The organism is Micromonospora sp. NPDC005220, assembly GCF_040607895.1.
GTDB lineage: Bacteria > Actinomycetota > Actinomycetes > Mycobacteriales > Micromonosporaceae > Micromonospora.
Map to the genome: position 1 here is coordinate 1 of NZ_JBEXHP010000061.1, position 20828 is coordinate 20828.

Genomic DNA, 20828 nt, shown 5'->3' on the forward strand with positions numbered 1-20828 from the left:
CGCCGCCCGCCGCCCGCCGCCCGGAGATCGACTCGGATTTCAGGAAATCGCGGTGTCGGGGCCGCTCGGAAGCCCCGGTATTCAGGAAGCGGAGTGGATCACGGCGTGGACCGGGGTCGTGGCGGCCCGAGGCCACCGCGAGCCCGGTCCACGCCGTGCATCAGGCGGGCGCTCCGGCCGGCGCGGTCTCCTTGTCGTCGGGGCGGGGGGCCGCCTCGTCGTCGTGGTGCTCGTCGACCATGGTGGCCTCGTCGAACGGGTCGTTGCCGCTCAGCACGCCGGCTGCCCGGTCCCGGTCGAACTCGCCGGTCCAGGTTCCCACCAGCACTGTCGCCACCGCGTTGCCGGCGAAGTTGGTCAGCGCCCGCGCCTCCGACATGAACCGGTCGATGCCGACGATGAGCCCGACCCCGTCGACGAGGTCCGGTCGGTGTGACTGGAGGCCGCCAGCGAGGGTGGCCAGCCCGGCGCCGGTGACTCCGGCGGCACCCTTCGACGCGATGATCATGAACAGCAGCAGCGAGATCTGCTCGCCGATGGCCAGTGGCTTGCCCAGCGCGTCGGCGATGAACAGCGACCCCATGGTCAGGTAGATGGCCGTACCGTCCAGGTTGAACGAGTAGCCGGTCGGCACCGTGATGCCGACGACCGGCTTGCTCACACCGAAGTGCTCCATCTTGGCGATCAACCGGGGCAGCGCCGACTCCGAGGACGAGGTCGACAGGATCAGCAGGAACTCCCGGCCCAGGTAACGCAGCAGCGAGAAGATCGAGATCCGGGCCACGAACCACAGCAGCGCGCCCAGGAAGACCAGCACGAAGATCAGACAGGTGAGGTAGAAGCCCACCATGATCTGGGCGAGGCTCTTGAGGGCGTCCACGCCTGTCGCGCCGACCACGGCGGCCATCGCGCCGAACGCGCCGATCGGCGCCAGCCACATGATCATGGCGAGGACCTTGAAGACGACCCGCTGGATGACGGTGATGGCGTTGAGCACCGGCTCACCCCGCCGACCCATGGCCTGGACGGCGAAGCCGACCAGCAGGGCGACCAGCAGCGTCTGGAGCACCTTGCCCTCGGTGAGCGCGGAGACCAGCGTCGTCGGGATGATCCCGAGCAGGAAGTCCGCCGTACCGGCGGCCTCGTCGCCGGCGGCAGCCTTGCCGGAGCCGGCGAGGTCCGGACCGAGGTTCAGGCCGGAGCCGGGGTGGATGAGGTTGCCGACGACCAGGCCGATGGCGAGCGCGACTGTCGACATGGTCAGGAAATAGCCGAGGGCCAGGCCGCCGACCTTGCCGACCTTCGCGGCCTGCCGGACGGAGCCGACGCCGAGCACGATGGTGCAGAAGATGACCGGGCTGATCATCATCTTGATCAGGTTGACGAAGCCGGTGCCGATCGGCTTGAGTTCCTTGCCGAAATCGGGGGCTACCAGGCCGACCACGATGCCGGCGACGACGGCCACGATGACGGCCAGATACAGGTAACGGGTACGGTCCCGGCGGGCCGCCGGTGCCGGGGTGGTGGCGGATGTGGTGGTGTCCATGTCGACAATGTGAAGCGCGTCTCACCCGTTGACAGCCTTGCGGTCATTCTGTTCACCGCGAATGAGGCAGAGGAGGTGGTGGAGGTGGCCCGACGCCAGTGGAGCATCGCGGGGCAACTCTTCGCCCTCCAGGCGGTGGTGGTGACGTTGCTCGTGCTGGCCGGCGCGGCCGGCGCCGTCTGGCTGGCCCGCAGCGACTCCCGCCAGGCCGCTCAGGAGGAGGTGCTCGCGGTGGCACAGACCGTGGCCGGCTCCCCCGACGTCCGCGCGGCCCTCACCACCGCCGACCCGGCCAGCATCCTCCAGCCGTACGCCGAATCGACCCGGAAGGCGACGGGCACCGACTTCGTGGTGGTGATGGCCCCCGACCGCACCCGTTTCTCGCACCCGACGCAGGACCTGATCGGCGAGCCGTTCGTCGGCGAGATCGGGCCCGCCCTGGCGGGCCGCCCGTTCACCACCACCAACGTCGGGACCCTCGGCGAGTCGGTGCGCGCGGTCGTTCCGGTGTACGACGAACAGCGACGCCTCGTCGGTCTGGTCTCGGTGGGCATCACCACCCGGGCCATCGACCGTAAGTTGCTCGGCCAGTTGCCGGTGCTGTTCGGGGTGGCCGCACCGGCTCTGGTGCTCGCCGCGACGGGCTCCTGGCTGCTCAGCCGCCGGCTCCGACGGCAGACGCACGGTCTGGGTCCGGCGCAGATGACCCGGATGTACGAGTACTACGACGCCGTTCTGCACTCGGTGCGCGAAGGTCTCGTCGTGCTGACCACCGATCGTCGGGTGGCGCTGGTGAACGACGAGGGCCGCCGGCTGTTGGGGCTCGACGCGGACGCGCCGGTGATCGACCAGCCGGTGGCTGGGATCGATCTGCCGCCGGCGGCGGCCGAGCTGCTCGACTCCGGACGCGACGCCCGTGACGAGCCGATCCTCGCCGGTGACCGAGTGCTCGTCGCCAACCAGCGGACCACCCGCTTCGAAGGCGCGGTGCTCGGCACCGTGCTGACCCTGCGCGACCAGACCGAGCTGCGCACGCTGGCCAGCGAGCTGGACTCGGTGCGGGCGCTGACCGAGGCGTTGCAGGCACAGACCCACGAGTCGGCCAACCGGCTGCACACCGTGCTGACCCTGGTCGAGCTGGGCCGCGCCGACGAGGCCGTCCGGCTCGGCACCCGGGACCTGGCCCTCGCCCAACAGCTGACCGACCGGGTGGTCGGCGCGGTGACCGAGCCGGCGTTGGCCGCCCTGCTGCTCGGCAAGTCCGCACAGGCCGGCGAGCGCGGAGTGGATCTGGTCATCGAGCCGGACTGCCGCCTCGACGACAGCCCACTGCCGACCGGTGACCTGCTCACCGTGGTCGGCAACCTGGTCGACAACGCCCTGGAGGCGGTGGCCGGTACGCCGGCGCCACGCCGGGTGCGGGTCTTCGTCGGCACCGCCGACGACGAGCTGGTGGTCCGGGTCGCCGACAGCGGCCCCGGCCTGGCCCCCGAGCGGGTCGCCGACGCGTTCCGGCGCGGCTGGTCGACCAAGAGCACCGGCCGAGGCCTCGGCCTGGCGCTGGTCGGTCAGGTGGTCCGCCGGCACGGCGGCAGCTACGAGGTGGGCCGCTCGGACGACGGCGGCAGCCTGTTCACCGTCCGGCTGCCCGGCGGGGGTGAGCGGTCGTGACCGACATCCGGGTGCTGGTCGTCGAGGACGAGCCGCTGCTGGCCGAGGCGCACAGCGCGTACACCGAACGGGTTCCCGGTTTCGTGGTGGTCGGGGTGGCGCACACCGCGCGGGCGGCGATGGCGGCCCTGCGCACCAACGACGGCGGCGACGTGGACCTCGTACTCCTTGATTTTCGGCTGCCCGACCTGCACGGCCTGGACGTCTGCCGGGCGCTGCGCGCGGCCGGCAGCAGCGTCGACGTGCTCGCGGTGACGTCCGCGCGGGACCTGGCGGTGGTGCGCACCGCAGTGTCCCTCGGGGTGACCCACTACCTGCTCAAACCGTTCACCTTCGCGGCGTTCCGCGACAAGCTGGAACGCTACGCCGACTACCGCGCCCAGGCGCTCGCCGACGGCGAGGTCGCCGCCCAGCACGAGGTGGACCAGATGTTCGCCACCCTGCGCGGCACCGCCGGGCACAGCCTGCCCAAGGGCCTCGACGCGCAGACCCTCACCCGGGTACGCGCGGCGCTGGCCGACGGGTCCGGTCCGCAGGCGGGATTGTCCGCGACCGAGGTGAGCGCGGCGACCGGCATCTCCCGGGTGACCGCCCGCCGCTACCTGGAGTACCTGGTCACCGTCGACCGCGCTGTCCGCCAACCCCGCTACGGCACCCCCGGCCGCCCCGAGGTCGAGTACCGACCCCGTTGAGCGGTCCACAGCTTTCTCCCCGACATCGACGCGAGATGCCATTCATCGATGTCGGAAGTGGAAGAATTGCGGGCGACCCGACACGCAGGAGTGAGCCATGACGTCCAGCAATGCCGAGCACATGCCCGAATGGCCGACGGCTGAGCACGTGCCAGCTGAGGAGTTGGCCCGTCGTCAGGGCATTCAGCCGATCGCCTCCGTGGACGACCTGGCTCGTCCGGGCCTGTTCGAGTCGGACGAGGAACTGGACGAGTTCCTCGCCGACCTGTACTCCTCCCGGCGGGCCGGCGCCGCATGAGCCTCGTCGTTCTGGACACCGACGTAGCGTCAGCAATTCTCCGCGGGAGGCTACCTGAACGCCTTCGCGCCCGCCTGGCAGGTAAGACCCTCTGCATCACCTTCGTGACGCTAGGAGAGCTGACCAAGTGGACGGCACTGCGCAGCTGGGGGCCGCGCAAGCTGGCTGATCTCGCCCAGTGGCGTTCGGGGATCGTGCTGCTCCCCTTCGACGAGGCGGTGGCGGTAACCTGGGGCCACCATCAGGCGCGGGCTCAGCACCGGGGGAGGCACCGGCCAACAAACGACTCGTGGATCGCCGCGTGCTGTCTTGTCGACCGCCTACCTTTGGCGACCTTCAACAGCAAGGATTACGCCGACTTCGCTGAGTACGACGGGCTGCACCTCTTCGACGTCACCTAAACGATCTATTCCAAGGGACCTGACCGCCGACGCCCGTCGGTGGGGGACGTGTCGCGGCGAGTCGACCTCCGGCTGCGACACGGGCCAGACGCTCCCGTACGGCACGACCTCGGGCCGCTTCACCCGCCATCGCTGGCAATCTTGGACAGTTTCCGTGCCCTCCTCGCGGTTGGTGACGTACGCCTGCCGGGCGTCCCGGCTGAAGTAGATGCCGTGCGCGCCCCGGCCGGTGGGGATGAACGCGGTCTGCCGCGTGGCCTGGCCGTCGAATCAGGCGATCTGACGGAGGTCGTCGCCGTAGTCGAAGATGATCCGCATCCGGGCGCCGAGCGCTCGTGCATATCGGCTCAGCGTCGCGACCTCATTGGCCTCCAGATCACCGTTCTCGATCTGGCTGACTCGGCCGGGCGTGACACCCATCAACTCGGCCACCTGCCGCTGGGTCAGGCCCAGCCGCTTCCGCTCTTCGGCAAGGTGGAACGCGCTGATCCACGCCTCGGTGCGGGCACGTTCTGCGTCGAGCGCTTCATCGTCTCCGTCGTGCAGCTCAGCCCGGATGTCGTTCCAATCATGGAAGTCGCTCATCAGGCCTCCCTCCGCTTCCTCTCGAAGGCAAGCCAGCCCTCATACGCAATCTCGGCCACTGGAATCGCTTTCTCGTACCATCGATTCCAATCCCCTGCCTTGTTGCCAGCCACCAACAGCACCGCCTGGGACCAGGGATCGAAGACGAACAGCACCCGAACGGCGACGTCCCTTCCAGATCTCGGTCGGAGTTCCTTGAGGTTGCTGATGCTCGAACCTTTGAGCGTGTCGACCATGGGCCGCCCCAGGCCCGGCCCGGTCTCCGCGAGCAAGTCGATCGCTACGTTGACCGACCGATACGTCGCAGGGTCAGCCTGGCGCAGGGATCGCAACCAGTCGCGCACTTCCGTTGTCGTCTTGATCGCCCAGCGACGTGGCGGCTCATGAGACATGGACCAACTATAGCCTGGACTATACAGAAGCGGTGGAGCTGATGCGCCGCCACGGCGCCACCCACACCAGCGCGCAACTGGCCCAGATCCTCAACGCCGCCGGGCTGACCAGTGGCAAGGGCAAGCCCCGCAGCGCCGCCAACGTGGCATCGCTGCGACACGTCTACAAGATTTACGGGCCACGCACGGTCGCGGTCGACGACGGCGAAGTCAGCGTCAAACAGGCCGCCGCGGAACTGGGTATCCCCGCCGACGCGGTCTACAACTGGCTGCGCCTCGGGCAGGTGCCCGCCCGCCGTGGTCCCAGTAGACGCTGGTGCATCCCCTGGGACCCCGCTACCCAAGAGGTCTACCGGCAGAAGATCGCCAACTCGTTCCGGCTCCAGCCACGTCCGCCAACCTCGCCGACAGCCTGAGCCGGCCCGAACGCTGCACGAGTAATCTTGGCCTCGCCGGCAGCCGGGCAGCCAGGCGATCAGCGCACCGGCAACCAGCGGACTTTCACCGCAACTCGCACGGAGGCAACGACGAGCAACCTGACGATCGCCCTGATCACGGTCGTGGCGATCATGAGCGTGGTGATCTGGTTTGACCGGCGTTTCCTGGCAGATCTGGCTCAGACCAGCGACCGCGATCTGCGCTACTTCAACCGCAACACCTGGGCACTGATCATCGTGCTGTCGTTTCCCATCGGGCCAATGCTGTACATGCTGTACGCCAAAGGCCCAGGCCGATACCGTTAGCGATCTTGCCCGCCGGCCGGCAGGACGAGAACGGGCGGCTACACGGTCCGCATCCCACGCAGCTGGCTTGTTCCAAGCACCGCGCCAACCCAACCGACAGTCGGAGATCCCGCAGTATGAAGCGCCCGTCGGGACATCGAGGAGCGCACCCGCTCCGAGTTGGACCGACTCGGCCTGGGTGAACTGTCGCTCGACCGCCGGCTGCACACCCTCAGCGGCGGTCAGGTGGTCTCCCTCGGCCTGGCGGCGCAGCTGCTGCGCCGCCCGAACGTGCTGCTGCTCGACGAGCCGACAAACAACCTGGACCTGGTCAGCGTGGGTCAACTGGCGAACGCGCTGTCCGCGTACCAGGGTGCGTTTGTCGTGGTGAGCCACGACGAACGGTTCCTCGCCGAGATCGGCGTGCAGCGCTGGCTGCGGCTGGCCGACGGCCAGCTGCGCGAGATCGCGGCACCCGACCAGGGCTGACGCGGCGTCGCGGCCCGGCCAGACGAACGTCGGCCGTCAGCTAGCGGATGTTGCTGGTGTGGCCCAGGGAGTAGCGACCGGGCTGAGGCCAGACGGTGAGGCCGTGCGGGCCCTTGCCGACCGGGATCCGGGCCAGCAGTTTGCCGGTCGCGGTGTCCAGCGCGTACACCTCGTCGGTGAAGCGCCCGGAGAGCCACAGCACCTTGCCGTCGGCGGACAGGCCGCCCATGTCGGGGCTGCCGTTCGGGATCCGCCAGGTCGCGGTGCGCTTCAGGTCAGCCAGGTCGAGCACGGTCACCGTGCCCTCCTCGCGGTTGGTGACGTACGCCTGCCGGGCGTCCCGGCTGAAGTAGATGCCGTGCGCGCCCCGGCCGGTGGGGATGAACGCGGTCTGCCGGGTGGCCTGGCCGTCGAAGACGTACACCCCGTTGGCGTGCATGTCGGCGACGAGGAAGTGTTGGCCGTCCGGCGTCAGCCGGGTGTCCTGCGGCATCCCGTCGGGCGTTCGGGTGAGGCGAAATTCGCGTACCTTGCGCAGGGAGGCGGTGTCCAGCACCAGCATCCGGTTGGCGAACTCGCAACTGAACAGCATCGTCCGGCCGTCGGCGGAGTAGTCCATGTGGTTGATGCCGCCGCACTCGGGAAACCGCACCGAGCGCACCCGCTGCCAGTTGGCCAGGTCGTAGAAGTCCAGTCGCTGGTACGCCTCGGCGACCACGATCGCCTGCTTGCCGTCGGGGGTGAAGTAGAGGTTGTAGACGTCCTCGAGGTTGCGGAACTCGCCCGGCTCACCGGTCCGGGCGTCGATCGGGATCAGGCCGCCCTTGGGGATCTGACTGGACGCCACGTAGAGCGTCCGCAGGTCGTAGGAGGGGACGACGTGCTGGGGCTCCGGGCCGCCGGGGAACTTCCCCACCACCTGGTACGTCTCGGGGTCGATCAACCAGACATCATTGCTCTTGGTGTTCGGCACGTACACCATCGGGCGGTCGCCGCGTACCGCCTCGGTCAGCTGGTCGGGGCCGGCGGCGGCGTAGACGTTGCCGGCCGCCGGATAGGTCGGCATCCCCGGTGCCAGCGGGCCAAAATCGGTCGGTGACGCCGCGGTCGCCCCGGCTGAGGTCGGCCCGGTAGGGGCCGACCCGGCATCGGCTTTGTCAGTGGGCGTCCGGTCGGTGCAGGACGCGAGGCCGGCCACCAGTGCCAGGGCGGGGACCACGGCCCGCAGGCGACGATACGCTACCATAGCATGACAATAATGGGCATTCACCCCAATGGTGGGGTGATCTCCCACGGTCCACCAGGTCAGCTCACGGCGGCCGGGCCGAGGACGCTCTTCAGGTCACCCATCAGTGCGGTCGTCGCCGCCACCCGGAACGGCCCCAACCGCAGCGTGGTCGTGCGCCCGCCGTTCTGGAGCTTGACGTGCACCTCGGTGTCGCCGGGGTGCAGCACCAGGGTTTCTTTGAGTTTCTCCACCAGCGGTGGTGTGCACCGGTGCACCGGGATGGTGAGGGTGACCGGCTTGTTGGTGGCGCTGGTGCTGACGTCCGGCATGGACATGTCCATCGCCATGATCCGTGGGGTGTCGTCTCGGCGGTCCACCCGACCCTTGACCACCACGATGGCGTCCTCGGCGATGTACTGCCCGATCACCTCGTAGGTGTTGGGGAAGAACAGCGTCTCCACCCCACCGGCCAGGTCCTCCAGAGTGGCCGACGCCCAGGCCCGGCCCTGCTTGGTGACCCGGCGCTGCACACCGGACAGGATGCCGGCGAGGGTGACGACCGCCCCGTCGGGCACCGCGCCCTCCTCGGCCAGGGAGGCGATTGTGGTGTCGGCTGCCGCGTTGAGGATGTGCTCCAGGCCGAACAGGGGGTGATCGGAGACGTACAGGCCGAGCATCTCCCGCTCGAAGGCCAGCTTGTCGCGCTTGTCCCACTCGCTGTCGCCGATGGTCGGCATCACCGTGGTGCTGCCGGTGTCGGCGTCACCGAAGCCGGCGCCGAACAGGTCGTACTGGCCGACGGCCTCCTTGCGCTTGACGTCGGCGTACGCGTCGATCGCGTCGGCGTGCACCGCGAGCAGGCCCTTGCGGGGGTGGTCGAGGGAGTCGAACGCACCGGCCTTGATCAGCGATTCGATGGTCTTCTTGTTGCAGACCACCGCGTCCACCTTGGACAGGAAGTCGTAGAAGTCGGCGTACTCGCCCTTCTCCTCCCGGCAGCGCATGATCGAGGCGACCACGTTCGCGCCGACGTTGCGCACGGCGGCCAGGCCGAAGCGGATGTCCTTGCCGACCGGGGTGAACGGCCCGGCCGAGGTGTTCACGTCCGGCGGCAGCACCTGGATGCGCATCCGGCGACACTCGGACAGGTAGAGCGCCATCTTGTCCTTGTCGTCACCGACGGACGTGAGCAGCCCGGCCATGTACTCGGCCGGATAGTGCGCCTTCAGGTACGCCGTCCAGTAGGAAACCAGGCCGTACGCGGCGGAGTGCGCCTTGTTGAAGGCGTACCCGGCGAACGGCACCAGGACGTCCCACACCGCCTGGATCGCCTCGTCGGAGTAGCCGCGCTCCCGGCAGCCGTCCCGGAACGGGATGAACTCCTTGTCGAGGATCTCCTTCTTCTTCTTACCCATGGCCCGGCGCAGCAGGTCCGCCTGACCGAGGGTGTAGCCGGCGAGGATCTGCGCGGCGCGCTGCACCTGCTCCTGGTAGACGATCAGGCCGTGGGTGGGCGCCAGGATCTCCCGCAGCGGCTCCTCCAGCTCCGGGTGGATCGGCGTGATCTCCTGGAGGCCGTTCTTGCGCAGCGCGTAGTTGGTGTGCGAGTCGACGCCCATCGGACCGGGCCGGTACAGGGCCAGGACGGCGGAGATGTCCTCGAAGTTGTCCGGCTTCATCAACCGCAGCAGTGACCGCATCGGCCCACCGTCGAGCTGGAACACGCCCAGGGTGTCGCCGCGGGCCAGCAGCTCGTACGCGGCCTTGTCGTCCAGCGGCAGGGCCAGCAGGTCGAGCTTCAGGCCGTGGTTGAGCTCGATGTTCTTGACCGCGTCGTCGATGATCGTCAGGTTGCGCAGGCCGAGGAAGTCCATCTTCAGCAGCCCGAGCGACTCGCAGGTCGGGTAGTCGAACTGCGTGATGATCGCCCCGTCGGCGTCGCGGCGCATCAACGGGATGTGCTCGATGATCGGCTCGGCGGACATGATGACGCCGGCGGCGTGCACACCGGTCTGCCGAATCAGCCCCTCGATGCCCTTGGCCGTGTCGATCACCTTGCGGACGTCCGGGTCGGAGTCGTACAGGCCGCGGATCTCGCCGGCCTCCGCGTAGCGGGGGTGCTTGTTGTCGAAGATGCCGGTGAGGGGGATGTCCTTGCCCATCACCGCCGGTGGCATCGCCTTGGTGATCCGGTCACCGACCGCGTACGGGAAGCCGAGGACCCGGGCCGAGTCCTTGATCGCCGCCTTCGCCTTGATCGTGCCGAAGGTCGCGATCTGGGCGACCTTGTCCTCGCCCCACTTGTCGGTGACGTACTTGATCACCTCACCGCGCCGACGCTCGTCGAAGTCGATGTCGACATCCGGCATCGAGACCCGCTCGGGGTTGAGGAATCGCTCGAAGATCAGGCCGTGCTGGATCGGGTCCAGGTCGGTGATGCCCAGCGCGTACGCGACAAGCGAGCCGGCGGCCGAACCACGGCCCGGGCCCACCGCGATGCCCTGGTTCTTCGCCCACTGGATGAAGTCGGCGACCACCAGGAAGTAGGACGGGAAGCCCATCTGGTTGATGACGCCCAGCTCGTACTCCGCCTGGACGACGTGCCTCTCGGGGATGCCGTTCGGGTAGCGGCGGGCCAGGCCGGCGAAGGTCTCTTTGCGGAACCAGGACTCCTCGGTCTCCCCCTCGGGCACCGGGAAGCGCGGCATCAGGTTGTGGAACTCGAACATGCCCTTCGGGTCGACCTTCTCGGCGACCAGCAGGGTGTTGCGGCAACCCTGCTGCCACAGCTCGGACGAGTCCACCGCGCGCATCTGGTCGGCGCTCTTGACGAAGTAGCCGCCGCCCTCGAACCGGAACCGGTTGGGGTCGTCGATGTTGCTGCCCGTCTGCACGCAGAGCAGCACGTCGTGGGCGGTGGCCTGCGCCTCGTGGGTGTAGTGCGAGTCGTTGGTGACCACCGGCGGGATGTCCAGCTTGCGGGCGATCTCGGTGAGCCCCTCGCGGACCCGGCTCTCGATGGAGAGGCCGTGATCCATGATCTCCAGGAAGTAGTTGTCCTTGCCGAAGATGTCCTGGTAGCTGGCGGCGACCTTGAGGGCCTCGTCGAACTGGCCCAGCCGCAGCCGGGTCTGCACCGCGCCGGACGGGCAGCCGGTGGTGGCCATGATCCCCTCGGCGTGCTCGGCGATCAGCTCCATGTCCATCCGGGGCCACTTGACGTAGTGCCCCTCCATGGAGGCGCGCGAGTTGAGGGTGAACAAATTCTTCAGGCCCTGCGCGTTCTTCGCCCACATGGTCTTGTGGGTGATCGCGCCGTTACCGGAGACGTCGTCGCTCTTCTGCTCCGGGCGACCCCACTTGACCCGCGCCTTGTGATAGCGCGACTCCGGCGCCACGTACGCCTCGACGCCCAGGATCGGGGTGATCCCGGCGGCCATCGCCTGGTTGTAGAAGTCGTTCGCGCCGTGCATGTTGCCGTGGTCGGTGATCGCCACCGCCGGCATGCCCAGCCGGTTGGCCTCGGCGAACAGGTCCTTCAGCCGGGCCGCTCCGTCGAGCATCGAGTACTCGGTGTGCACGTGCAGATGCGCGAACGAATCAGCCATTCCTGGCGCCCCCCGGCGATGTGGATCTCGGTGGTCGGAGCCGACCGGGACCTACCCTACCGAGGTGATCTCGGCGGCTCCACCGTCCGCGCCGAGGGTGGTCCGCGTCTCCCCCACGACTATTCTCGGAACATGGCGAGGTACTACGACGTACACCCGGAGAACCCCCAGCCCCGGGTCATCGGGCAGGTCGCCGACCTGATCCGCGGTGGTGGGCTGGTCGCCTATCCGACCGACTCCTGCTACGCGCTCGGCATTCAGCTGGGCAACCAGGACGGGCTGGAGCGGATCCGGCAGATCCGGCACCTCGACGACCGGCACCACTTCACCCTGGTCTGCCATGACTTCGCGCAGCTCGGTCAGTTCGTCCAGATCAGCAACTCGGTCTTCCGCCTGGTGAAGGCGTCCACCCCGGGCAGCTACACGTTCATCCTGCCGGCCACCCGGGAGGTGCCCCGCCGGATGCTGCACCCGAAGAAGCGGACCGTCGGCGTACGGGTGCCCCGGCACACCGTCACCCAGGCGCTGCTGGCCGAGCTGGCCGAGCCACTGGTGTCCAGCACGCTGGTACTGCCCGGCGACGAGGAGCCGATGACCCAGGGCTGGGAAATCAAGGAACGGCTCGACCACCAGCTCGACGCGGTGCTCGACGCCGGCGACTGCGGCAAGGAGCCGACGACGGTGATCGACCTGTCCGGGCCCGAGCCGGAGGTCCTGCGCCGGGGCGCCGGCGACGTCTCCCGCTTCGAGTAGCGCGCCCGACGCGGTCAGCGCGTCACCACTTCAGCTATCGCACCACGTCAGTCACCGCACCACGTCAGTCACCGCACCACGTCAGTCACCGCACCACGTCAGTCACCGCACCCGACGCCCTCCGGGCAGCCGGGCCACTGCCATGCGCGCGCCCCTTTGCTCTGCTGCCGCGGATGCGCCAGCACGGCCGTGGGTGGCGCATCCGCGGCAGCAGAGCAAAGGGCGAACAACCCCTCCGCGGCCACCGGTGCCGTCAAACGTCGAACCCATCGCCAAACCGTCCGATCAGATGCAATGTTATTGGCGTAGACAACACTGTGTGGCACACAGTATGGTGTGACACATGGTTAGCGAGGACGTTCTACGGACGCACCTACAGGAGTTGCGTCGAGGCACCGTCGTGGTGGCCAGCCTGGTCGCGCTGCGCCGACCGGACTACGGCTACGCACTGCTCCAACGGCTCACCGACCACGGCTTCCCGGTGGACGCCAACACGCTCTACCCGCTGCTGCGCCGCCTGGAGGACCAGGGGCTGCTGACCAGCGAGTGGAACACCGAGGAGAGCCGGCCGCGCAAGTTCTACCGGACCAGCGACGAGGGCGAGTCGATGCTGGAACGGCTCCTGAGCGACCTCGCCGCCGTACAGACCTCCATCACCGGCCTGATTCGAGGAGTGGACCGATGAACACCTTGACCGACCGCTATCTCGCCGCGACCCTGCGATCGGTGCCCACCCCGCGCCGCGAGGAGATCGCCAGCGAACTGCGCGCCTCCATCGAGGACATGATCGAGGACCGGACCGGTGGCGGCCAGGACGCCACCGCCGCCGAGCGGGAGGTGCTCACCGAGCTGGGCAACCCGGACCGGCTGGCCGCCCGGTACGCCGACCGTCGGATGCACCTCCTCGGCCCGACGTACTACCTGATCTGGTGGCGGCTGCTGAAGCTGCTGCTCAGCTTCATCCCGGCACTCGTCGGCACGATCTTCACCATCGTCGAAGTCGCCGAGGGAAGGGGCTTCGGCGCCATCGGGCCGGGCCTCGTGGTCGCCATGCAGACGGCAGTGCAGATCACCTTCTGGCTCACCCTGACCTTCGTCCTCATCGACCGGTTCCGGCCGACCGTCGACCTGCCCGACTGGACCGTCGACGAGCTGCCCGACGTCCCCGCGCACCGCGACATCTCCCTCGTCGACACCATCGCGGCGGTGGTGATGCTGGTGGTGACCATCGGCTACCTGCCCTTGCAGCACTACCAGTCCTGGGTGCGTGCCACCGATGGCGACAACATCCCGATCCTCGACCCGGCGCTCTGGTCGTTCTGGCTGCCGGCGCTGATCGTCGTACTGCTCGGCGACGTGGTGTTCGAGATCGTCAAGTACCGGATCGGGCGCTGGAGCTGGCCGCTGTTCGGGGTGAAGGCGCTGCTCAACCTGGCGTTCGGGGTTCCGCTGGTGTGGCTGGCGCTCTCCGACCGGCTGTTCAACCCGGCCCTCGGCGAGCGGCTCGACTGGCTGGCGGTCGCCGACAACCGTGAGATCCTCGCGGCCGTCGTCGCGCTGAGCGCCGTCGTTGTGTCGGTGTGGGAACTGATCGACACCGCGATCAAGACGCGCCGTCGGACGGCGTGAGCGACACCCCACCCGGTGGCCCGGCGCGTACCCCGCGCCGGGCCGTCGCCCGTCCACCGAGCCAGGTCACCGCCGTGCCTCCCGGCGAGCGACAGTGCTGGCCGGCGTGGCATCGTTCCTGGATGACCGTGGCACCGCGAGAGGAATGGCGCCGTCCGGGTCCGACGACGGAACAGCGCCGGAACGACCTCTGGATCGGGCTGGGGATGACCGGGCTGGCGCTGGTGAGCCTCACCCTGGCCCGCAGCACCGGCGCGTTCCTGCTGGGCCCACCGCCGTCCGGGCCGGAGCAGCTGTTCTGGACCGTCGCGGTGACGCTTCCGCTGATCTGGCGACGACGCCGGCCGACCGCGACCCTGCTGGTCGTCGCGGTGGCGTTCATCGCCGCGCAGGCACGCTCGGCCCCGGAGAGCCAGTTCTCCTCCTGGGCCCTGTTCTGCGCCCTCTACACGCTCGGCGCCTGGGGGCAGGACCGCCAACTGTCCCGCCGGCTGCGGATCGGCGTGATCGCCACGATGTTCGCCTGGCTCGGGATCTACTACGCGGTGATGATCGACCACATCCCGGCGGACGCCTCCGCCGACGCGGTCGGGCCGGTGCCCCCGGTGCTCGCCGCGATGGTCAACGGTGTGCTGCTCAACGTGCTGGTCTTCGGTTTCGCGTACTTCTTCGGCGAGACCGCGTGGGTGGCCGCGCGCCGCGAACACGAGTTGCGCGCGCAGGCCGAGGACCTGCGTCGGTCGCAGGCCGAGGCCCGGGAACGGGCGGTGCTCGGCGAACGGGTCCGGATCGCCCGGGAGCTGCACGACGTGGTCGCCCACCACGTGTCGGTGATGGGCGTGCAGGCGTCCGCCTGCCGCCGGGTGTTCGACCGCGACCCGGGCAAGGCCCGTACCGCACTGACCGCCATCGAGCAGAGCGCCCGCACCGCCGTCGACGAGCTGCGTCGGATGCTCGGCGTGCTGCGGACCTCCGCCGGCACCGACGCCGCGCCGCCGGCGGCCGGCGGCGTCGAGCGGATCGACGAGCTGGTCGAGCGGGCTCGGGCCGCCGGGCTGACGGCAACCCTCGGGGTGTACGGCGACCCGGTCGCGTTGCCCGAATCGGTCTCCCAGACGGCGTACCGGGTGGCCCAGGAGGCGGTGACCAACACCCTGAAGCACGCCGAGGCGACCCTGCTCGACGTGCGGGTCCGGTACCTGGCCCGGGAGGTGGAGGTCGACGTGACCGACGACGGGCGCGGCGGTGGCCGGGCCGACACCGCCGGGTTGGGGCTGATCGGCATGCGCGAACGGGTCACCGCCCACGATGGCGAACTGGAGGCCGGGCCACGGGCCGGCGGCGGATGGCGGGTACGCGCCCGTTTCCCCCTGGCCGCCCCGGTCGCCCCGCAGCGGGAGCCGAGCGACAGACAGCAGGCCACAGCGGGCGTGGAGCCGTCGGCATGAGCGCGGCAGCCGAGCACACGCCCGACACCGGCCGGACGGTCCGGGTGCTGCTCGCCGACGACCAGCACCTCGTCCGTACCGGCTTCCGGGTCATCCTGGAGGTGGAGGACGACATCGAGGTGGTCGGTGAGGCCGCCGACGGCGAACGGGCCGTCAGCATGACCCGGGCCACCCGCCCCGACGTCGTACTCATGGATGTGGAGATGCCCGGGATGGACGGCCTGGAGGCCACCCGGCAGATCGTCGCCGACGGCCCCGGGGCGCCTGCGGTGCTGATCCTCACCACCTTCGACCGCGACGACTACCTGTTCGCCGCGCTGCGGGCCGGGGCCAGCGGCTTCCTGCTGAAGAACGGCACGCCTGAGGAACTGGTCGAGGCGATCCGGGTGCTGGCCAGGGGCGACGGTCTGCTCGCCCCGGAGATCACCCGCCGGGTGATCTCCACCTTCGCCCGGCCCGGCGACCCGGCGGGCACCGCCCACCGCGGCCCGGACGCGGACGCCGCGCTGGCCGAGCTGACCCCGCGCGAACGGGAGGTGCTGATGCTGCTCGCCGCCGGGTCGAGCAACGCGGAGATCGCCGCGACCATCCACCTGGGCGAGGCGACGGTGAAGACGCACGTGAGTCGGGTGCTGGCCAAACTCGGCCTGCGCGACCGGGTGCAGGCCGTGGTGTTCGCGTACGAGAACGGGGTGGTCCGGCCCGGCGGGTGACCGCCGTCCGCCGCGAGGTGGACCCGCCCGCTCACCCGCCGGGCGGACGGCGCGGCGGCGTGATCGATCTAGCGTGTGGGCGTGACCAGAACGCTTCGCCTCGACGGCGTCGACCGCAGCTTCGGCGACCGTCAGGTGCTCAGGAACGTGTCCTTCGAGGTGAGCGCCGGTCGGATGACCGGTTTCGTGGGCGCCAACGGCGCCGGCAAGACCACCACCATGCGGATCATTTTGGGTGTCCTCGCCCCCGACGCCGGCGAGGTGAGCTGGGGCGGCAGCACGCTGACCCGGCAGGACCGGCGGCGCTTCGGCTACATGCCGGAGGAGCGCGGCCTCTACCCCAAGATGACCACCCGCGAGCAGGTGACCTACCTGGGTCGGCTGCACGGGTTGGACGCCGCCGCGGCACGGCGGTCCACCGACGCGCTGCTGGACCGGGTCGGGCTCGGTGAGCGCGCCGACGACCTGCTGGAGACGCTGTCGCTGGGCAACCAGCAGCGCGCCCAGATCGCCGCCGCGCTGGTGCACGACCCCGAGGTGCTGGTGCTCGACGAACCGTTCTCCGGCCTCGACCCGCTGGCCGTGGAGACCGTCGTTGCCGTGCTGCGGGAACGGGCCTCGGCCGGCGCGCCGGTGCTCTTCTCCAGCCACCAGCTCGACGTCGTGGAGCGCCTCTGCGACGACCTGGTGATCATCGGGGACGGGGTGATCCGGGCCGCCGGCAGCCGGCAGCAGCTGCGCGACTCGTACACCGTGCCCCGCTTCGAACTGGTCGTGGAGCACGACGCCGGTTGGGTACGCGACCACCCCGCTGTGACAGTGGTCGAATTGGACGGCGCGCGGGTGGTCTTCGACCTGCCGGCCGGCGCCGACGAACAGCCCGTGCTGCGGGCGGCCCTCGCCCGCGGCCCGGTCCGCGCCTTCCGCCCGGTCAGCCCCTCGCTCACCGAGATCTTCCGAGAGGTCACCCAGTGAACGTCAGCCAGGCCACCCGACTGGTCGCCGAACGCGAGATCCGCGTCAAGATCCGCGACCGCACCTTCCTGTTCGGCACCCTCTTCTTCCTGTTGATCGCCGCGGCGGGCACCATCCTGCCGCCGCTGTTCTCCGGCGGACCGTCCACGGTGGCCGTGACCGAGAGCGTGGCCGCGCCGCTGCGCGCCGCCGGGCTGGAAGTCCGGGTCGTCCCCGACGACCGGGCCGCCGAGCAGGCCGTCCGCGACGACGACGTGGACGCCGCGGTGGTCACCGGACCGGCCGTCCTGGCCATGGACGACGCCCCCGACGACGTGGTGAAGGCCCTGAGCACCCAACCGACCGTCCGCCTGCTCGACCCGGACGCTGTCGACCCGGTGGTGGCGTTCCTGGTGCCGTTCGTCTTCGCGTTCGTCTTCTTCATCACCTCGCAGACGTTCGGTGTGCAGATCGCGCAGAGCGTCATCGAGGAGAAGCAGACCCGGATCGTGGAGATCCTGGTCGCCGCCGTGCCGGTCCGGGCCCTGCTGGCCGGAAAGGTGGTGGCCGGGGCCATCCTGGCGTTCGCGCAGATCGCCCTGATCGCGCTGGTGGCGGTGATCGGGTTGCAGATCGGCGACAGCGGAGGTCTGCTCAGCCTGCTCGCCCCGGCGATCGGCTGGTTCGTGCCGTTCTTCCTGATCGGTTTCGTGCTGCTCGCCGCCATGTGGGCCGCGGCCGGCGCGCTGGCCAACCGGCAGGAGGACATCGCCGCCGTCTCGACGCCGGTGCAGCTCGCCGTCATGCTGCCGTTCTTCGCGGTGATCTTCCTGAACGACAACGCCACAGCGATGCGGGTCCTGTCCTACCTGCCGTTCTCGTCGCCCACGGCCATGCCGCTGCGGCTCTTCACCGGCGACGCGGCCGGATGGGAGCCGATCGTCTCACTGGTCCTCCTGGTGCTCGCCGCCGGCGCGTTCCTCCTCGCCGGGGCCCGGGTGTACGAGGGGTCGCTGCTGCGCACCAACGGCCGGACCTCGCTGCGTACCGCCTGGCGGGAGCGGGAGACCATCGGCTGAGCACGACGCTTCGCCCGTGCGGGCGTCGGTGTCCTGATCGGATGCCGGCGCCCGCTACCGTACGCCGTCAGCGCGCCGGTGGCACCAGGTCCCAGCCGGCGGGTAGCGGGGGCGCCGTCCAGGCGGGGTCGGGCTGCCAGGTGGCCCACGCCGGGTCCCACCAGCGCTCACCCCCGTCGAGCAGGGCGGCGATCCGCTCACCCTCGGCCTGGATGGCGTCCCCCAGGCCCGGGTAACGCCCCTCGACGAGGCGCTGGGCGAACATCTCCACGTCCTTCCAGACGTACCGGTCGGCGTCCGCGGCCCACCACAGGTCCAGCTCGTGGTCCAGGGTGTCCACCCCAATCGGCGTACGCCGCACCGGGTCCTGGAGGTTGAAGTACCAGCCGGCGAAGTCGCGCCCCGGCCCGGTCCAGAACACGTCGATCGAGTGCGCCTCACCGGGGCGTTGCAGCATCAGCTTGCCGTGCCCCGACCAGGAGCGGTGCCCGGCGGTCTCCCACGGGTGCCGCCCGCACGGAAAGACGCCGGTCGTCGGGAAGCCGAACTCGGCCCCCGGTGGGAGGTAGAGGGCGAGCAGGTCGGGCGAGTCCTCGACGCAGATCGTCGGACAGCCGAACCAGACCTCGCCCCGCAGGATCTCCCGCCGGACGACGACCTCACCCGACGCGAATCGGCGTTCCACCATCTCCCCCGGAATCTCCTCGTCCGCCCGCAGCTTCCACGACATCGAGTCGATCACGCGTTGCGTGCTACTCGGCGGCCTTGGCGTGCGTCACGAACGCGGCCCAGGCCGCCGGGGAGAAGGTGAGCGCCGGCCCCTCGACGTCCTTGCTGTCCCGGACGGCCACGACACCGGGAAGGTTGTCCGCGACCTCCACGCAGTTGCCGGAGTCGCTGCTCCTCGCGCTCTTGCGCCACATCGCCCCAGTCAGGTCAGTCATGGTGCCTCTCCTTGATTTCTCGCATGAGCCTGCACGAATCATCGGCGCTCAGCGCGCGGGCCGTGAGCACATTCCACACCTCGGCGTACTCTATGACTTCCTCAAGCCGATCGAGATACAACGCTCCCGACAATCCCTCCTTGTAGACGGTCGTCGGTTCGGCTGACCTGGCTCCGCTGGTCGGGAAGTCCAGGATCACAAAGCTGCCAGCAATCGCCGCTCGACTCAGGCCTTCGGCAAGCGGCAGGAGCCGGACGGACACCCCGGATGATTCTCCGGCAGCGATCAGCCGCTCGATCTGCTCAGCCATGCCGTGCACACGCTTGTGGAGCACCGACTCCTCGATGATCACCTCAAGGGTAGGTGCGGCGGGCCGCCTGCGAGTGAGCAGACGCTGTCGCTCACTCCTGAGCCCCACAAGTTTCGCTACCTCGTCGTCGGAGACGCCCTGGCGAGTGCGGATCACCTCGGCTGTGTAAGTCGGCGTCTGCAGTAGGCCAGGCACCAGCGCATGTTCATACGTACGGATTCGGCAGGCCGCCGATTCCAGACCGACATAGAGCTCGAACCACCTGGGGATGATCTCGCCATAGGCGTGGTACCAGCCCTTGCTCTTGGACTCCCTGGCAAGGCTCACCAGGACCTCGGTCATCTCGTCGGCGGCGCCATAGAGCCGGCACATCTGCTCGACGTCGAGTGCCCGCATGGGGGTCTGACCAGACTCGATGCGGTACATCTTCGCCCGAGACCATTCAAGATCGGAAGCTGCGGCTTCGAGGCCTATCCCCGCCCGCTCCCTGGCCTGTCGCAGCAGTCGGCCAAGCTCCCGCCTGGGAACAGTCGATCCGACTTCGGTCATGGGCACCAGTCCTCGTCTCATTCTGAGCCGTCATGCGGCGCGTCACGAGACGTCCCACGCATCACCAGCACGAAGATGCATCTCAGCATGAACGTCTCACGTGGAGTGTTGCATACAACTTCGACAGTGCTGAATCCTGCCTGCTAGATGCCCTACTCGTATTGATCTCGGGAGGCAGGCCGTGTGCCGTTGGAAGTGGTTTCACCGACCGGATGAGCCAGTCGACGTGGTGGAGCGGACCGGGTTCCCGGATCGGGCCGGCGCTTACCGGTTCACCACGCCGCCCGCGTTGAGCGAGAAGAAGAGTGCGGCGTCGCCCCAGCAGGTGATGGCCATGTTGGGTGAGGAGCCCCGGGACGAGCCGCCGTTTCTCGTGACGATGGCGACCTACGTGATCGACTTTCATCATCGCAACGTCTGCATCAGGTGCACGCCGGACGGTTCGTGTCCCCGGCTGGTCGAGGCGAGTGGTCATCTCAAGGCGTGGCGCGACCGGAAATCCGGCGGCCGTGCGGGCGGGTGACCTCTTTCAGGTCACGCGCGCGGCGAGTGTCCAGTTCAGCCGGCCGATCCTGTTCCGCGTCATCCGCGTTCTCGACTGGCCGACCTACGACGGGTGGGTCTGGCTCGACGGCTACGAGGTGGGGCCGAGACTGGACGCGATCGCCCGACGGTCGATCTTCGTGCAGCCCGCCGGGCTGCTGCCCGTGGCACCCGTCATCCCGAGCCGATCAAGGGGGCGCTGACACACGTCAGGTCGCCAAGGTGGGGGCAACCGCTCGCGCGGACACCCCCACCTCGGCGACCTGGTGTGGAT

The 20828-nt window shown here is 69.3% G+C and carries 24 protein-coding genes; 16 read left to right on the top strand and 8 right to left on the bottom strand.

All coding sequences use genetic code 11. From position 1 onward, the window contains the following. Nucleotides 1-160: 160 nt before the first annotated feature. Nucleotides 161-1546 carry a cation:dicarboxylase symporter family transporter gene (locus ABZU52_RS21180; protein WP_354972714.1) on the bottom strand — a complete coding sequence of 462 codons (1386 nt, stop codon included), beginning with the start codon at nt 1544-1546 and terminating at the stop codon, nt 161-163. Nucleotides 1547-1630: 84 nt separating this feature from the next. Between ABZU52_RS21180 and ABZU52_RS21185 the strand changes: the two genes are divergently transcribed. From ABZU52_RS21185 to ABZU52_RS21200, 4 genes are all read left to right on the top strand, one after another. Continuing rightward, nucleotides 1631-3217, top strand: coding sequence for a sensor histidine kinase (locus tag ABZU52_RS21185; protein ID WP_354972715.1), 1587 nt, complete (start codon nt 1631-1633; stop codon nt 3215-3217). Continuing rightward, nucleotides 3214-3909 (top strand): response regulator, encoded by a 696-nt coding sequence (locus ABZU52_RS21190; protein ID WP_354972716.1) that lies wholly within the window; start codon nt 3214-3216, stop codon nt 3907-3909. The genes ABZU52_RS21185 and ABZU52_RS21190 overlap by 4 nt, the downstream gene beginning before the upstream one ends. Nucleotides 3910-4006: 97 nt before the next feature. Then, entirely contained in the window at nt 4007-4207 is a 201-nt protein-coding gene (locus ABZU52_RS21195; protein ID WP_354972717.1) for a hypothetical protein, read from the top strand. Continuing rightward, nucleotides 4204-4608 carry a type II toxin-antitoxin system VapC family toxin gene (locus ABZU52_RS21200; RefSeq protein WP_354972718.1) on the top strand — a complete coding sequence of 135 codons (405 nt, stop codon included), beginning with the start codon at nt 4204-4206 and terminating at the stop codon, nt 4606-4608. Before ABZU52_RS21195 ends, ABZU52_RS21200 begins: the two co-directional genes overlap by 4 nt. Before the next feature lie 270 nt (nt 4609-4878). On the opposite strand, the gene ABZU52_RS21205 is transcribed toward ABZU52_RS21200, so the two are convergent. Both ABZU52_RS21205 and ABZU52_RS21210 read right to left on the bottom strand, forming a co-directional pair. Continuing rightward, nucleotides 4879-5193 (bottom strand): helix-turn-helix transcriptional regulator, encoded by a 315-nt coding sequence (locus ABZU52_RS21205; protein WP_121654474.1) that lies wholly within the window; start codon nt 5191-5193, stop codon nt 4879-4881. After that, on the bottom strand, nt 5193-5585 hold the full coding sequence (locus ABZU52_RS21210) for a type II toxin-antitoxin system RelE/ParE family toxin (RefSeq protein WP_354972719.1): 393 nt from the start codon (nt 5583-5585) through the stop codon (nt 5193-5195). Before ABZU52_RS21210 ends, ABZU52_RS21205 begins: the two co-directional genes overlap by 1 nt. A gap of 32 nt (nt 5586-5617) precedes the next feature. On the opposite strand from ABZU52_RS21210, the gene ABZU52_RS21215 reads away from it, so the two are divergent. From ABZU52_RS21215 to ABZU52_RS21225, 3 genes are all read left to right on the top strand, one after another. After that, nucleotides 5618-6001: a hypothetical protein gene (locus tag ABZU52_RS21215; RefSeq protein ID WP_354972720.1), complete on the top strand. Its 384-nt coding sequence runs from the start codon at nt 5618-5620 to the stop codon at nt 5999-6001. 27 nt (nt 6002-6028) lie between these two features. Beyond that, nucleotides 6029-6328: a hypothetical protein gene (locus ABZU52_RS21220; RefSeq protein ID WP_354972721.1), complete on the top strand. Its 300-nt coding sequence runs from the start codon at nt 6029-6031 to the stop codon at nt 6326-6328. 135 nt (nt 6329-6463) lie between these two features. Next, on the top strand, nt 6464-6796 hold the full coding sequence (locus tag ABZU52_RS21225; RefSeq protein ID WP_354972747.1) for an ATP-binding cassette domain-containing protein: 333 nt from the start codon (nt 6464-6466) through the stop codon (nt 6794-6796). Between the two features lie 40 nt (nt 6797-6836). Here the strand turns inward: ABZU52_RS21225 and ABZU52_RS21230 are convergent, their stop codons facing one another. Both ABZU52_RS21230 and dnaE read right to left on the bottom strand, forming a co-directional pair. Then, nucleotides 6837-8042 carry a beta-propeller fold lactonase family protein gene (locus ABZU52_RS21230; RefSeq protein ID WP_354972722.1) on the bottom strand — a complete coding sequence of 402 codons (1206 nt, stop codon included), beginning with the start codon at nt 8040-8042 and terminating at the stop codon, nt 6837-6839. Between the two features lie 59 nt (nt 8043-8101). Beyond that, nucleotides 8102-11632 carry a DNA polymerase III subunit alpha gene (dnaE, locus tag ABZU52_RS21235; protein WP_354972723.1) on the bottom strand — a complete coding sequence of 1177 codons (3531 nt, stop codon included), beginning with the start codon at nt 11630-11632 and terminating at the stop codon, nt 8102-8104. A 132-nt stretch (nt 11633-11764) separates the two neighbouring features. Between dnaE and ABZU52_RS21240 the strand changes: the two genes are divergently transcribed. The 7 genes from ABZU52_RS21240 (at nt 11765) to ABZU52_RS21270 (ending at nt 18208) form a co-directional block, all read left to right on the top strand. Next, nucleotides 11765-12385, top strand: a complete 621-nt coding sequence (locus ABZU52_RS21240) for an L-threonylcarbamoyladenylate synthase (protein ID WP_354972724.1) — start codon at nt 11765-11767, stop codon at nt 12383-12385. Nucleotides 12386-12728: 343 nt separating this feature from the next. Beyond that, nucleotides 12729-13070, top strand: a complete 342-nt coding sequence (locus ABZU52_RS21245; protein WP_354972725.1) for a PadR family transcriptional regulator — start codon at nt 12729-12731, stop codon at nt 13068-13070. After that, nucleotides 13067-14014 (top strand): permease prefix domain 1-containing protein, encoded by a 948-nt coding sequence (locus tag ABZU52_RS21250; RefSeq protein WP_354972726.1) that lies wholly within the window; start codon nt 13067-13069, stop codon nt 14012-14014. Before ABZU52_RS21245 ends, ABZU52_RS21250 begins: the two co-directional genes overlap by 4 nt. 122 nt (nt 14015-14136) lie before the next feature. Next, complete coding sequence (locus tag ABZU52_RS21255) at nt 14137-15462, top strand: sensor histidine kinase (protein WP_354972727.1); 1326 nt, start codon at nt 14137-14139, stop codon at nt 15460-15462. Further along, entirely contained in the window at nt 15459-16175 is a 717-nt protein-coding gene (locus ABZU52_RS21260) for a response regulator transcription factor (RefSeq protein ID WP_354972728.1), read from the top strand. Before ABZU52_RS21255 ends, ABZU52_RS21260 begins: the two co-directional genes overlap by 4 nt. Nucleotides 16176-16256: 81 nt before the next feature. After that, entirely contained in the window at nt 16257-17150 is an 894-nt protein-coding gene (locus ABZU52_RS21265; RefSeq protein WP_354972729.1) for an ATP-binding cassette domain-containing protein, read from the top strand. Further along, nucleotides 17147-18208, top strand: a complete 1062-nt coding sequence (locus ABZU52_RS21270; protein WP_354972730.1) for an ABC transporter permease — start codon at nt 17147-17149, stop codon at nt 18206-18208. Before ABZU52_RS21265 ends, ABZU52_RS21270 begins: the two co-directional genes overlap by 4 nt. Nucleotides 18209-18275: 67 nt before the next feature. On the opposite strand, the gene ABZU52_RS21275 is transcribed toward ABZU52_RS21270, so the two are convergent. From ABZU52_RS21275 to ABZU52_RS21285, 3 genes are read right to left on the bottom strand one after another with little or no spacing between them, the layout of a single operon-like run. Beyond that, nucleotides 18276-18950, bottom strand: coding sequence for a DUF402 domain-containing protein (locus ABZU52_RS21275; RefSeq protein WP_354972731.1), 675 nt, complete (start codon nt 18948-18950; stop codon nt 18276-18278). Between the two features lie 10 nt (nt 18951-18960). After that, a complete protein-coding gene (locus ABZU52_RS21280; protein ID WP_354972732.1) occupies nt 18961-19152 on the bottom strand; it encodes a DUF397 domain-containing protein in 192 nt (63 codons plus the stop codon). Then, entirely contained in the window at nt 19145-20011 is an 867-nt protein-coding gene (locus ABZU52_RS21285) for a helix-turn-helix transcriptional regulator (RefSeq protein WP_354972733.1), read from the bottom strand. Before ABZU52_RS21285 ends, ABZU52_RS21280 begins: the two co-directional genes overlap by 8 nt. Before the next feature lie 289 nt (nt 20012-20300). Here ABZU52_RS21285 and ABZU52_RS21290 point away from each other — a divergent pair, with 289 nt between their 5' ends. Continuing rightward, nucleotides 20301-20534: a hypothetical protein gene (locus ABZU52_RS21290; RefSeq protein WP_354972734.1), complete on the top strand. Its 234-nt coding sequence runs from the start codon at nt 20301-20303 to the stop codon at nt 20532-20534. Then, nucleotides 20521-20757, top strand: coding sequence for a hypothetical protein (locus ABZU52_RS21295; protein ID WP_354972735.1), 237 nt, complete (start codon nt 20521-20523; stop codon nt 20755-20757). Before ABZU52_RS21290 ends, ABZU52_RS21295 begins: the two co-directional genes overlap by 14 nt. Nucleotides 20758-20828 lie beyond the last annotated feature (71 nt).